A 14,499-nucleotide genomic window follows, 5' to 3' on the forward strand; every position below is an offset into this window, starting at 1 on the left:
AAGTTTGGCAAAAGTACTATTAATTCGTGTGTTATAGAAGCGGTGAAGGGGTAAAGAATGTGGTCCCTTATGCCAAGAGTGAATAAGCAGAAATGTTGTCTTTCAACTCATTTTATTTTTTTATTAGTACACCTTCAAAGCGATTAATTAGCTAATATTAGTCCATGAATGCGTACAACCTCATTATAGCATTGTCTTGTGTGATCATCTTTTCGCACATATTCAACTTTGTTTCTAAGCGTACTAAGATACCAAGCGTAATTCTACTGATCCTTTTGGGTGTGGGTATTAAGTTGGTTATGGATTATAATGACTATAATCAAGATGCATTGATATTCAGTACTTTAGAGGTGCTTGGGATTGTAGGGCTTATTATGATTGTCCTGGAAGCTGCTATTGATTTAGAGCTTTCAAGAGAGAAATGGCCCATTATCTGGAAGTCATTTACGGTGGCTTTGCTGTCCTTGTTGGTCTGTGCATTTGCCATATCCTTTATCATTAATCAGGTCTTTCATGAAGATCCTATTATCTCATTAGTCTATGCGGTTCCACTCTCAATTATGAGTAGTGCTATTGTGATACCCAGTGTTACAAGTCTGTTCGAGGACAAGAAGGAGTTTATGATTTACGAGAGTACTTTTTCTGATATTCTTGGAATCATGTTCTTCTACTTCCTGATAGAAAATGTAGGTGCTGAAAGTACGGGCACGGTCGTTTATAGTATTATCGGAAATATCGTCATCACGATAGTAGTTTCAATTGCTATCAGCTATGCCTTAGTTATGCTTTTCCAACGCATAGTAGGGGATGTGAAGCTGTTTATGTTGATTGCTGTGTTGATTTTGCTTTACGCCATAGGTAAGCAATTACACCTGTCTTCTTTGGTTATTATTCTTGTTTTTGGCTTGTTGCTGAACAATACACACCTATTCTTCTTTGGGAAATTAAAGACATGGCTTGATGCTAAAATGATCAGTGGGGTGCTTAAAGATTTACACCTTGTGACAAGAGAATCAGCCTTTGTAGTCCGAACATTTTTCTTTGTAGTTTTTGGAACTACCATTGATTTCAGGGCCCTTCTTGACCTGGAAATTGTTGGTGTGAGTTTGATTATTGTAGCTGTGTTTTATGCCTCGCGTTTTCTGCTACTCAAAGCATTCTTCCTTAAAAAAAGTATTCTCCCTGAGTTATTCATTACTCCAAGAGGCTTGATTACAGTCCTTTTATTCTTTTCGATTCCTGTAGAATTGGCATCTGAGACTTTCAATTCCGATATTATTTTAATTACAATTCTGGCTACCAGCATCATTATGACGTGGGGTCTTGTGCGTTACAGTAATGTGGAGCCACCAAAGGAGCCCGAAGAAGTAATTGCCGAAGCACTAAATCAGACTGGAAGCAGCGGTGAAGTGTCATACTTTGTTTCAAGAATGAGTGAAGATGCAAAAGCCGAAAGTGAGGCTGTTGCCCCAAAAGAGGCTATAAATGATGAAGAGGATTCTGAGGAACCTGGCGATTCACCTTCTGAAGAAAAGTCTGAAAATTAATAAGGGTCCACATTCACTATCACCTCAACTGAAGCAAACTCCTTCTTTTTGAGTAACTCCATTTGAGCAGCTTTGATAATATCCTTGACGGCTTCAATCTTGTACTTTCGTTCAACTTTTAAGTAGATATCCATCAAGTATTTGTCTCTGATCTTGTTGATTAGGGGTTCTTGAGGACCCAGTACTCTTTTTTGACCAAGGTCTTCTTTCAGGATATTGGCGAGAAAACGAGCCGTCTCATTGGTGAGTTTTTTATCCTTGCTTCTCACTAAAAGGAAAATCATTCGGGTATAAGGAGGGTAGTCATACTTCTCACGCTCAAACATCTCTCCTTGATAGAAAGTGAGGAATTGATGATTTTGAATAAGCCGAAGAATTCCCTGATCTGGATCTCTTGTTTGGATAATGACTTTGCCTTGAACATCCCTGCGTCCAGCCCGACCACTCACTTGCGTTACGAGTTGGAAAGTACGTTCTAGCGATCGGAAATCGGGGAAGTGGATCATGCGATCAATGTCAAAAACACCAACTAAACTCACCCGGTCAAAGTCAAGTCCCTTGCTCACCATCTGAGTACCAACCAGAATATCAATATTGCCCTTTTCAAAGTCATGAATGATGTTTTGATAAGCATATTTAGCTCTGGTCGTTTCTAGATCCATACGCTGGATTCGTGCCTCGGGTAATATCAATTTCAGTTCTTCTTCAATCTTTTCTGTACCAATGCCCACTGTATGGATACGTGTTCCTCCACATGCAGAGCAAACCAGAGGTACAGGTTGCTTGTGTCCACAATAATGACAGTTGAGCTGGTTCTTGTATTGGTGGTAAGTTAAGCTCACAGCACAACGAGGACACTCGGGAATATAACCACAGTCTTCGCAGGTCAGATAATTAGAGAAGCCACGTCTGTTCTGGAATATGATGGCTTGCTCACCTTTCTCCAGCACCTCTTTCAAGGCTCCAATAAGCTCAGAGGTAAAATCACCAATTGCCGTTTTCTTCTTTTTCTCGCTTCTGATATCTGCAATTTGAATGTCTGGCAGTTGCGCATTATGAAAACGATTATTCAGTTCTACCAGCCCATATTTTCCCTGCAAGGCATTGGTATAAGATTCTAAAGAAGGAGTTGCCGATCCTAACAGGGTTTTTCCTTGGTGAAGATATGCCAAATAAACTGCTACATCTCGAGCATGGTATCTCGGAGCTGGGTCAAATTGTTTATAGGAATTCTCATGGCTCTCGTCCACTATTATCAGACCTAACTGTTTAAATGGTAGGAAGATTGCGCTCCTGACACCAACAATAAAATCGAAACGACCTTCGAGCAATCCATGCCATACCTCTACACGTTCGTTATCTGAAAATTTAGAGTGATAGACACCCATTCTGTCTCCAAAAACCGCTTGGAGCCTATTGACAATCTGTGCTGTAAGGGCAATCTCGGGAAGCAAGTAAAGTACCTGGTTTCCAGTTTCCAATGCATCTTGGATTAGGCTGACGTATACTTCCGTTTTACCACTTCCGGTAATGCCGTGTAGGAGTGCTGTGGGTTTAGTCTTGAAGTGGCCTAATATTTCATCTCTTGACTTTTCCTGCTCCTCGGTAAGATTGACTTCTTTCAAAGTTTGCTCAGTGGATTCTCCGAACCTTGAGATGACTACTTCAAAACTTTCGAAGACGCTATTCTTGATCAGCGTATTGAGGGAAGAAACAGATAGATCGGCTTCATTGAAGAGGGATTTGTCAATGCCTAGCTCATTTAATTCAGGTGATTGATAAACGGGTACTTCCTGTAAGTATCGGAGCAGAATGTCGGTTTGTTTGGGTCGCTTTTCTAGGCTTTTGAAAAGCGCTTCCATATGCTCTTCTGACTCCAAGAAGTCGGGATTCAAGCGAATCTTCTTGACCTTTTTTGGTTTGTAGCGCTCTTTGACCTCTTCATAAATGATGATCAGCTCCTTTTGGACCAGGGATTTAATGTACTTATAAGCACTTTTTAGCCCCAAAGAGTCGGCCGCTTCGCGATAGGTGAGTGAATCATTATTGTCGAGTGCGTTCAGTAAAATAAGCTCTCGATCATCCAAAGGTTGGTCCGTGTCATTCCAATCCCAATCGGGGTGTAATTGAATTCTTGATTCACTGCTTAGTTTCAGTCCAGAGGGGAGGCCTGCATTTAAAACTTCACCTAAGGTGCACATATAGTAACCGGCCATCCATTTCATCAACTGTGTTTGTTGATTAGTCACGACAGGTTCAGCATCTAGAATATCTAGGATAGGCTTAGCTACATAAATCTCAGGAGCATTCTGATGGATATTATCGATGATCCCAGTTACAACCTTTTGACGTCCAAACTGGACAATAACTCTGATGCCAGGCTGAAGTAGCTCCAAGAACTCATCAGGAATACGGTAAGTGAATAATTGAGGAATAGGCAGTGGCAATGCCACATCTGCAAAGTAGATTTCACCACTGTCTGGTGCATCAATATTAAGTTGTAGTTCCCCCAATAAACCTGAATCTAAAGAGTTTGAAAGTAAGGGTAATTCGATTGAAAGTGAACCCTAATACAAAATAATTCCAATCCCTAAGATGCTCAAGGAGTTGAGAGCTGTTCCATTAACTGTTTTGGATCATTTACGGGTAGCTGACAGGCCTTGTTATAGCATAGGTAGAAGGTGGTTTGCTCATTCACGAGCTCACGACTCTCTAACAAGGGTAGGCTTGAATGGGAGCCGGGTTTCTTTCCTACTATGACGCGATTAGGAATGAAGCTATCATGGAGAGCGTGTATGTCTTGTGCCGGATGCTCACTGACTAATGCTATTTCTGCAGTGGGGTAGGTCCTTTGGGTATAAAGTGTAGCCCAATGCGCTAGATCCTGTGGTGCCATGGTGACAATTCTATCAATCCTTTTCAGCATGATGTCGGATTTGTCGATATAGTCTTGGCGTTCAAGTAACATTCCGAGGTGATAGAGGTTGGTAGCCATCAAGGCATTCGAAGAAGGAATGACGTTATCAAAAATCTCTTTCTTTCGAGCAATAAGGGCTTCAGCAGAATTGGCAGTAAAGAAGAATAGCTCCTCTTCAGGATGATAGAATTCAGTCAACGTAGTTTTGACGAGTCGATCGGCATGCTGCAACCAGGTTTCATCAAAGGTAACTTCATAAAGGGCAATGAAAGCCTGAATAACCGCAGCATAATCCTCCAAATACCCATCAATAGAAGCTTTCCCATTTTTGAAGTTCCGTTTGAGTCGCCCTTCATAGTGCATGTTCTCCAGCAAGAAGTGAGCATTGTTTAGGGCCAATTTTAGGAAACTAACTTCTCCAAAGACTGCGAACGCATCACAGAGACCTTTAAGCATCAGACCATTCCATCCCGTCAATATTTTATCATCAAGTCCAGGTCTTACCCGCTCGCTTCTGGCTTGAAGCAATTTGAGGTTTGTTGATCTGACAATGTCTTCAAGCTCATCGATTCCAATATTATGAGCTGTGGCAAATTCTTCATTCGCAGTACTCCTAAAAGGAATGTTCTTATTCGGCTCCCAGTTTCCAGATGTGATGTTATAGTAGTCGATCATTAGCTCTGCGTCTGGTCCGAGGAGCGTTTCAAAATCGATGTCCTTCCATAGGTAGAACTTTCCTTCTTCGCCTTCGCTATCAGCATCTAAGGCTGAATAAAAGCCGCCCTCAGGACTTGTCATTTCTCGTTCCAGCCAGTCGATGGTCTGCAGAACGGTTTGTTTATAGAGTGGATGTTTGAATACTTGGAAGGCTTCACTATAAAGTGTCATCAACTGACCATTATCATAAAGCATCTTCTCAAAGTGAGGCACAAACCAGTCCATGTCTGTTGAATACCTGGTGAATCCACCCCCAACTTGGTCATATAAACCACCCCAGGCCATGTGATTCAGTGTTCTCTCCACATGATCGAGAGATTCTTGATTTTGATTAATGACACCTTCGCGTAAGAGAAATCTATAGGTTACCGGCATTGGAAACTTAGGTGCTCGATTGTTGCCACCCTTATTTAAGTCAAAGTTTTCGGCAAACTTTTTGGCCATCATTGAGAGCTTATCTTTCGTGAATTGCTCTTCGGTACTATTGAGTCCGTACTTTTCAACCTCACTTCGGCCCAAAGTCTGCATGAAACCGGCTGCAGATTTCTCTAGCTCATTACGTTGTTCTTTGAAGACTTTACCAATCTGGTTACAAAGTTGTGCCCAGCCTTGGGGTGGGAAATAAGTCCCTCCATAAAAAGGGCGTTGATCGGGGAGGAGAAATGCATTTAATGGCCAACCTCCTTGGAGTCCCATGGCATGAACGGCATCCATGTATACTTGATCTACATCAGGCCTTTCTTCTCTATCTACCTTTATGCACACGAAATGCTCGTTCATAATAGCGGCAATGTCTTCATTTTCGAAGCTCTCACGTTCCATTACATGGCACCAATGGCAGGCCGAATAACCTATGCTTACGATGATAGGTTTGTCTTCTTTCTTAGCTTTTTCCAGTGCTTCTTCTCCCCAAGGGAACCAGTCTACTGGGTTATGGGCGTGTTGCAATAGGTATGGAGATGAAGCTTCTGCGAGCCTGTTGGTAAATGCTTTGTTAGCCATTCGTTGCCAATTGTGCTTTAATACTTTCTATTTCATCTTCTAACCTTATTTGACCCTGTAGGTTTTGAAGCTTTGCCAATGTTTGACGAAGAAAATCTTGATGTTTTTTCTCTTTTGGATTGAAAGGTTTGTGTGAAAGGGCTCTTTGGATTTTTTGCCAATCTATTAAGGTCTTTTTCGTTTCGGATGAGCAGAACGTCTTCACGAAGAAGTCCCATATATAATCGATCGCTTGTTCGTTAGGGTGAATCAAATCCTTTTTGTAATACCGATAGTCTCGTAAATCATCAGTCACGATCTCATAGGAAGGGAAATAATGGACATCTTCGGCCATTTCAGAAAGATAGTGGCAGGCCAGCCGAAGTATTGCTTTGCTCGTAGCATTTAAGCTAAGCGTATCTCTGGTATGTCGAATAGGACTGACAGTCAGAACGATTTGAAGGTCTGGATTTACTTCTTGTAGGCTTTCCTTCATAGTCATGAAGCCTGTCATAATTTCTTCTACACTGATTAACTCTTTGTTGAATTTTTTCTGTGGTTGTTTATGACAGTTGGCTACTAGCATTTCAGTGTCTTTGGTACGGTAGACCCAAGCTGTACCAAAAGTGAGAAACAGGATTTTTGCTTTGGTAAGCCATTGCTTTGATTCATTTAGCTGACTCTGAATTGTTTCTAATAGACTCTCTTTGTTTTCGCTTCTAAATGATGAGTGGAGTTTATAGTTAAAGTAGAGCCCATCTCTGCTCAGGACGGCCTCCTCTAATAAAGTTGAGGGTTCCATCGCCATATCTATCAGTTCAAAGATTGATAGTGGGTTGAAAATGGTGCCAAATGGATTGACTAATGTTTCAAACTTGTTTAGAGATAGTCGTTGACCTATTTCATCTGAAAAACAACTTCCTAGCGTAATCAAATGATCCTTATGATCAATTGAGAAAGGTATTCTGAGCTGCTCAATTTCTGTTCGAAACATGATCAAAGATACTTTATCTTTTTGGCTTGAGCCTGCCTTTTTGAAAAGCCCTTTGTGAAAGTGATGAGACAGTGGAATCGGTTGCCTATGTTTAAATGAAAAACAAACGTTTGTTATTTAGAATTGCCTGTTTTATAGTGAGTTATCCTCCTTTTTCTGTGCAAACGTTTCACCATTTTTTTGATCACATGTTTGTGCTCGTTTCGGATTCAGTCAACCTTTGTTTAGGAAATTATTTTTGACATGAGCATTAAGAAACAATACTTAAAAACTAAGCCAGAGGCTAACGTAACTTTTCAATTAGGCGCTGAAGTAGCTCCTGAAGCAAGCAAAGTAGCCGTGGTAGGTGAGTTCAACGATTGGGATGAGTCCGCAGTCGAAATGAAGAAATTGAAATCAGGTGCTTTCAAAGCGACTGTTAAACTGGAAACAGGTAAGGAGTATCAGTTTAGATACTTGATTGACGGTCAAACTTGGGAGAATGATTGGGAAGCGGACAAGTATGTGCCGAATAACTTCACATACGAGGAAAATTCTGTAGTTACAGTTTAAGCTTCTTTAAAAATCCATAGGTGGTTCTCGTTGAGAGCTCTAAAGCGGTCGTTGCCTTGACGACCGCTTTTTCATTTTTAGGCAAAAGAAAAGCCGATCTTTCGACCGGCTTACAACCAATATTTAACCCCGATAAATTCTTTTGTGAGCTTATTTAGTGATTCTGTAATACTCCTTGCTACCAAAGCTGCTTAAGTAATCTGCTTGGTTCACAAGTTTTCTAAGTTCTGCGTTGTTTTCAGGGTTTCCAGAGGCTAACAGATTGTTATCGTTGTCATAAACGCTGATTTCTAAATCTGCAGCTTCTTCCATTTCCATAACGATCTCTTCTTCCAGAGAAAGTTCTTCTTCAGCGAAGAACTGATCGATTTCAGAGATTAACTCGACTTCTAGCATGGACATCTCACGATTTTCAAGCTCGTTAGATTTGACGTTACTAGCTTGAAGTAATGTTACCGCTGCAAGTACAACTGCGATGATTGCACTGAAGTTGCGAACGTTTGAGCGACTGTTGTTTTTTGTTTTGTTGACTATTGGGCTTTTCATGATTGTTGTTTTTACTGACCTGCCCAATAGTTTGCAATGCCTGTGCCAAGAATTGCAAGTTATTGATAATCAATTACTTAAAATTGAGTGAACGATTTTGAACGATTTATTGTGTACTAAAAACGTACACATGTTGATTGCTTTTAGCACACTTTATGAGAAAGGCTCCTCAAGTGGATACTTGAACGATGCTAGTAAGTTCCAAGGATACGGAACTTACTAGCACCCAAATTATGCGTTTACAGTTTGACTTTTGATAAAACTCAGATCAACTCCTATTTCTACAGCGATCTGTTCGAGAGTTTCCAGAATCACTTGATTACCATCTACAGGAAGTTTACTGCCTGAAAGAAAGTCTCTGCTCAACTCAAATACATCGTTTTGCAAGTTAACGAGCAATGGGTTGAGGCTTACTCTTTTGGAAAGCCTAAGTGCTTTGAGAATCTTGTCCAATACGGAAATGTCATTGTCTTGCTCAAATTGGCCGAACATGTCATCCAGTTTGGTATTTAACTTAGCACTGATCAGCTCATTGTTCAATTTGACGTCCCACTTGAGGGTTTCATCCACCAATTCTTCCATCCGCTCAATATTAAAATGGCCATTGGTAAAAAGGTCTTTGAACTCAATGTTAATGACATCATCAATGTTTTGCTTCAGAGTAGGTGGAATTTGGAGCTTTTGACCTTTCATTACGTTAAGGATTCCATAATTGCGGTCATAAATCTTCCTGTAGGAATCATAAGCCAATTCTTCACTTTGTTTTAAGTATTGGTTTACCAGCTTCATCTGCTCATCCTTGAACATGCCAAAGAAAGAGAAGGTGTGAGCCCTGAATTTTTCTTTGATGATATCAACAACTTCAGCCACATTACTGCGCTCGAAGGCATGTGTCAATGCCGTTGAGATCGGTTCAAACTGTTTTTTAGATAGTCTTTTAGAAGTACCTCCAATCAAGTGGTGTTGCCCTAGATAGATAACCACAAAACTGAATTCCTTTTTTGAAGTGGTGACTTTTGAGTTAACTACAGTCGTACCATAGGCCAGCTTTTGAAGGCCGGCACTCTTTCTCTCAAAGAAGATACTTTTACAGTCATAGTTAAGTACTGTCAAACTCTGTGGGTTATCTGCAAATAGAGATGCTACGGCATAGTGCATCCCTACCTGTGTCAGTGATAGCTGATAGCGATGAATATGTTTGAGGTAGATGTCTTTTCCAGTGCCTTCACTCGCCACATTACTTTCGGCTTTAGCCAGATCCTCGAGAAATTTGTCCTCTAACTGCTGATCTGACTCGCTCTCTGCTAATTGAATGGCACGACAAGCATATTGCAAGATCTGAAGTGTCTCAATACCCGAAATGTCATTAAAGAACCATCCACAACTCGTATACATCAGCATGGCATTACGTTGCATTTCGAGCATTCGCATGACATGAGTTCTTTCATCATCGCTGAGCGTCTCCTTGATGTGGCGCTTAAGGAACTGTGACACGTTTGCTTTCGACCTATCCATAATTACACGGATATAATCATTACGCATCGCCCATGGATCATTTGTAAATTTTGATACTCCTCGCTTATAGATATCAATCATATGATCTCTGGCATTGTCTAGCGCTGTTCTTAATGGTTCCCGCCATTTTTGGTGCCAGTGACCTTCACCTCCGGTGTGACAGCCACAGTTACTGCGCCAACGCTCTACGCCATGAACACAGCTCCAAGAGCTGTTTTCATGAATTTCAACCTCGTACTCTGGCTCAAACATTTCAAGGTACTGGCCATAGTTGGTGAGCTTTGTGAGGTCGTTTTCTTCAATGTACCTGAGGCAATAGGCAAGGGCCATATCGCCATTCTTATGGTGATGACCGTAACTCTCGCCATCGGTTGCGATATGGACGAATTCTCTTTCATTCGTATCGCGATAGCCTTCCATTAAATCTTCGGCAAAACGCCTTCCATCTTGGAGAATACCTTTGAAAGCAACATTTTGGGATCGTTGACCATCGTAAAAGAAGAGGGCTATGCGTTCACCGTTGGGCAATTTGTAGCTGTAATGCTTATTTGGATCAATGCCTTCTATCCAATCTTTTGATCCAATCTTACGATATCGAGCGGCTTGCCTTGGGGCTAATAGAGAATATTTAATTCCCTGGTCATTCATCAGTTCGAGGGTTTCAGTATCCACCGCGGCTTCACCTAGCCACATGCCTTCAGGCATCCGCCCGAAACGTTTTTTAAAATCTTCAATACCCCAGATGATCTGTGTTTCTTTGTCCTTGCGATTGGCCAAAGGCATGATCATGTGGTTATATACCTGTGCGACAGCAGAACCGTGGCCACCAAAGTTTTGCATGCTCTCCTTATCAGAGTCAAGAATGGCTTGATAAGTAGTTTGCGCATGTTGTTCCATCCATGACAATAGGGTAGGGCCAAAATTGAAACTGATCTTTGAGTAATTATTGACAATGTCAATAATCTTTCCCTGATCGTTCAGTACCCTTGAAAAAGCATTAGGGTAGTAGCTTTCTCTGGTAATTCTTTCGTTCCAATCATGATATGGAAATGCACTCGGCTGTATTTCTATTTTTTCCAACCAGGCATTTTCTCTCGGGGGCTGATAAAAGTGCCCGTGAATACATAAATACCTATCCATCAATCGCTTATTCTACTTTTTCTTTACTGTTTTCTTAGCAGCTTTGGGTTTAGCCTTGACTTGCTTGAACATCACTACCGCAAGTGGTGGTAATTTCAAGTCTAAAGAACTTGGTCTGCCGTGTTGTGGTTCTTTGTCTGATTTAATAACGCCTGCGTTCTTAATGCCGCTGCCCCAGAAACTGGTATCATCTGAATTAAATACTTCTTCCCAATCACCACCATTAATGCCGATCCGATAACTTTCACGAACAACTGGGGTGAAATTGCAAACAACCACAATATCATCTTCAGGGTTTTTACCCTTTCTGATATAGCTCAATGCTGAATTTTGATGATCATTCAACTCAATCCATTCAAAGCCCTCGGCACTGAAACTGTGCTCATAGAGTGCAGCCTCACCTTTGTAAAGGTGATTAAGGCTTTTGGTAAACTCTTTCATGCCTTTGTGAGGATCGAATTCTAACAAATCCCAAGGGATTGAATAGTCATGTTGCCATTCTGATGTTTGGCCTATTTCGCCTCCCATAAATACTAGTTTCGTTCCCGGATGGGTATACATATAAGCATACAAGAGGCGAAGGTTCGCAAATCGTTGCCATTCATCTCCAGGCATTCTGTCAATCAAAGGGCCTTTACCATGTACCACCTCATCATGAGAAAGGGGTAGCATAAAGTTCTCAGTAAAGGCATAATTCAAGCTAAAAGTAATGTCATTTTGATGGTACTGACGGTAGTAAGCATCTTTCTTGAAATACTCTAGCGTATCGTTCATCCAGCCCATCATCCATTTCATTCCAAAACCTAAGCCGCCAAGGTAGGTTGGTCTGGATACTGCTGGCCATGCAGTTGATTCTTCCGCAATGGTTTGAACTCCTTCCAATTCACTGTATACAGTCTCGTTCAGTTCTTTGAGGAATGAAATGGCTTCTAGGTTTTCTCTTCCACCGTGTTCATTTGGAATCCATTCACCTTCTTTTCTGGAATAGTCTAGATAGAGCATTGAGGCTACAGCATCTACACGCAAACCATCCGTATGGAAGGTATCGAGCCAAAACATAGCACTACTGATCAAGAATGCCCTGACTTCACTTCGGCCATAGTTGAAAATGTACGAGCTCCAATCTGGGTGATACCCTTGTCTCGGATCAGCGTGCTCATACAAATGAGTGCCATCAAAATTAAACAGTCCATGCGCATCACTTGGGAAATGAGATGGTACCCAGTCCAAAATAACTCCGATTTCAGCCTTATGGAAGGCATCTATCATGGCCATGAAATCTTCTGGCGTACCGTACCTGGAAGAAGGTGCAAAATAACCCGTGCATTGGTAGCCCCATGACCCAAAGAAAGGGTGCTCCATTACCGGGAGGAATTCGATGTGCGTATAGCCCATCTCTTTGGTGTAATTCACCAGTTCTTTTGCAAGCTCTTTATAGGACAGCGATTCACCGTTTTCTTTTCTTTTCCACGAACCCAAATGGACCTCATATACAGAGTAGGGTTGGTCAAGGGCATTTTTTTCTTTTCTGGCTTTCAGCCATTTGCTGTCTTTCCACTTATAGTCTATCTCCCATACGATTGAGGCGGTCTTCGGAGGTACTTCCCAGTGGATGGCAAATGGATCGCCTTTCTCGAGGATTTGGCCATAGTTGTTCGAATGGATCTTATACTTATATACGGTTCCCTTTTCGATTCCTGGTACAAAGCCTTCCCAGATACCCGAACCATCCCATCTAGGGTATAATTCATAACCATCACCATTCCAGTGGTTGAAATCGCCAATGACTTGCACTTTTTCTGCATTTGGAGCCCAAACGGAAAATTGAGTTCCTTTTTTGCCTTCAACTTCAATCAGCTTCGACCCTAGTTTTTCATAGAGTTTAAAGTGCTTGCCAGACTTGAACAGCTCACCATCAAAGTCTGTCATTAAAGAGTGTGCAGTGGTATGTTGATGTTGTTCCATAATTAATCTTCTAATATTTGTCTGATTCCGGTCAATGGTATGATGACCCAATCAGGTCGGGCTTTTAGTTCGTAGCCAATTTCGTACACTGCTTTTTCCAGCAGGTGATATTTCAATAGGTATTTGATTTCGGACTGGTATCCAATGTCCAAATTGTCGCTCATCGCAGTCGTGACATATTTGTTTAAGAATACTGCAGAAATGGCCTGGTAGTATTTTTCTCCTGCCTGAAAGAGTTCGTCTTGAGACAACCTGAAGTTGTTCTTAGATCCGAAGATGGTCGCATAGACTGCATAGTGAAAACTTCTGAGCATCCCTGCTACATCCTTCAATGGTGTCTGCTTTACCTTTCTATCCCGAATTGTACTCTCAGGCTCACCCTCGTAGTCAATGATGTAGAAATCATCCGCTTCGGTCATTAAGATTTGCCCTAAATGGAGGTCTCCATGAATTCTTATTCGACTACTGTTAAGCTCTACTTCATCAAAGGCCAAAAAGCGAGCCGTGATCTCTTCTCTTTCCGCTACAAAGTCTTCGGCATACTGTTGAGCCAGGCCTTCCAGTTTGTCGATATTTTCTTCAACCAAGATAAATCTGGCATTCAGCTGATATATGATTCGGTTCTTTAGCCAAACGGTATAGTCACCATTAAACTGTATCGGGTTGAATTTTGTGTCAACCTTGTTTTTGAATAGCGCCACATGCATTTCTGCTACACGAAGGGCCATTTGTTCTACTTTGGAGAGGACATCATCACCGATCAACAGTCTAAAATCTGATTTTAATTCGTCTGGGCTGTTGAAACTAAAACTTGGGATGGCCTGAATATCCGCTACATCAATTTCGGTCGCTTCAATACGATCGAAGTAACCCTTCATCATATCCAAGGTGTGGTTCCAGGCTTCTCCTATGTTTTCTACCTTTTCCTGCATAATGCCGATGGATAGGGTAGCGTATTCGTTTTTTATCCAACTAATACTTCCACCATATTTGGGACTGTTCTTGAAGTCGCTGTCATCGGATAAGAATTTTGTGAGTTCTAAATCTGGATTGTCATCCTGGAAGAGACGCCTATATACCTTAAAGAAGAACTGTCCATTATATTCTATGGAGGTGTTGCTCTGGTCAAAGCCCATTACCCTTGAGCTCGTATAAGGAGGACTTGACCTAAGCACCTTGCCGCGTTCGAAAACGAGCTTGGTCGATCCGTTACTAATAGACTTTTGTGAAATGATCTGATCGTAGAGAGATTTTCTAAACGTTTCAAAATAGAGTGCATCGATGATCCACCCTTTTTTGCCTTCAATTTCTGTCTGATGAACTTTCCCCTTTTCTTCGATTTCAATCATATCACTGACGAAGGCAAGGGTCATAAAATAGTACTCCGTAAAACCCGCTTCAAAGTTAACTTCAATAGTGATGAAGTAGGCCAGATCATCATTTTCCATAAGAAATGGCATGTACTGCTCTATCCTTATGGTTTTGATTTTTTGAGTTTTGGCTGCATACCAACGGGTAGTCATCATATAGGCAGGCAGTACCTCATTACTCAGTTGGGTTCTGAATGATTCTTCCTCAAAGTGCTGTTGCCAGCTTACTTTAGATTTTACCGCTTTGCCTGACAT

9 protein-coding genes are annotated in these 14,499 nt (G+C 41.4%); 2 read left to right on the forward strand and 7 right to left on the reverse strand.

From position 1 onward, the window contains the following. The first annotated feature begins 164 nt into the window (after nt 1-164). Entirely contained in the window at nt 165-1,547 is a 1,383-nt protein-coding gene (locus BFP97_RS02515) for a cation:proton antiporter (RefSeq protein ID WP_069840905.1), read from the forward strand. Here the strand turns inward: BFP97_RS02515 and priA are convergent. The 3 genes from priA to BFP97_RS02530 form a co-directional block, all read right to left on the reverse strand. After that, the gene (gene priA / locus BFP97_RS02520) at nt 1,544-4,060 is read right to left on the reverse strand and encodes a primosomal protein N' (RefSeq protein WP_139135159.1); all 2,517 of its coding nucleotides are present in this window, start codon (nt 4,058-4,060) and stop codon (nt 1,544-1,546) included. The genes BFP97_RS02515 and priA overlap by 4 nt on opposite strands. Nucleotides 4,061-4,146: 86 nt before the next feature. Further along, a complete protein-coding gene (locus BFP97_RS02525) occupies nt 4,147-6,183 on the reverse strand; it encodes a thioredoxin domain-containing protein (protein WP_069840906.1) in 2,037 nt (678 codons plus the stop codon). After that, the gene (locus BFP97_RS02530) at nt 6,176-7,156 is read right to left on the reverse strand and encodes a GSCFA domain-containing protein (protein ID WP_069840907.1); all 981 of its coding nucleotides are present in this window, start codon (nt 7,154-7,156) and stop codon (nt 6,176-6,178) included. Before BFP97_RS02530 ends, BFP97_RS02525 begins: the two co-directional genes overlap by 8 nt. A 243-nt stretch (nt 7,157-7,399) precedes the next feature. Here BFP97_RS02530 and BFP97_RS02535 point away from each other — a divergent pair, with 243 nt between their 5' ends. Beyond that, on the forward strand, nt 7,400-7,708 hold the full coding sequence (locus BFP97_RS02535) for an isoamylase early set domain-containing protein (RefSeq protein WP_069840908.1): 309 nt from the start codon (nt 7,400-7,402) through the stop codon (nt 7,706-7,708). Nucleotides 7,709-7,858: 150 nt separating this feature from the next. On the opposite strand, the gene BFP97_RS02540 is transcribed toward BFP97_RS02535, so the two are convergent. The 4 genes from BFP97_RS02540 to BFP97_RS02555 form a co-directional block, all read right to left on the reverse strand. Beyond that, nucleotides 7,859-8,254, reverse strand: a complete 396-nt coding sequence (locus BFP97_RS02540) for a hypothetical protein (protein ID WP_069840909.1) — start codon at nt 8,252-8,254, stop codon at nt 7,859-7,861. Nucleotides 8,255-8,485: 231 nt separating this feature from the next. After that, nucleotides 8,486-10,909: a DUF3536 domain-containing protein gene (locus BFP97_RS02545; protein ID WP_083262393.1), complete on the reverse strand. Its 2,424-nt coding sequence runs from the start codon at nt 10,907-10,909 to the stop codon at nt 8,486-8,488. A gap of 12 nt (nt 10,910-10,921) precedes the next feature. After that, nucleotides 10,922-12,874, reverse strand: coding sequence for a 1,4-alpha-glucan branching protein GlgB (gene glgB / locus BFP97_RS02550; protein WP_069840911.1), 1,953 nt, complete (start codon nt 12,872-12,874; stop codon nt 10,922-10,924). Between the two features lie 2 nt (nt 12,875-12,876). Beyond that, on the reverse strand, nt 12,877-14,499 hold the full coding sequence (locus BFP97_RS02555) for a hypothetical protein (RefSeq protein WP_069840912.1): 1,623 nt from the start codon (nt 14,497-14,499) through the stop codon (nt 12,877-12,879).

The organism is Roseivirga sp. 4D4 (assembly GCF_001747095.1).
GTDB lineage: Bacteria > Bacteroidota > Bacteroidia > Cytophagales > Cyclobacteriaceae > Roseivirga.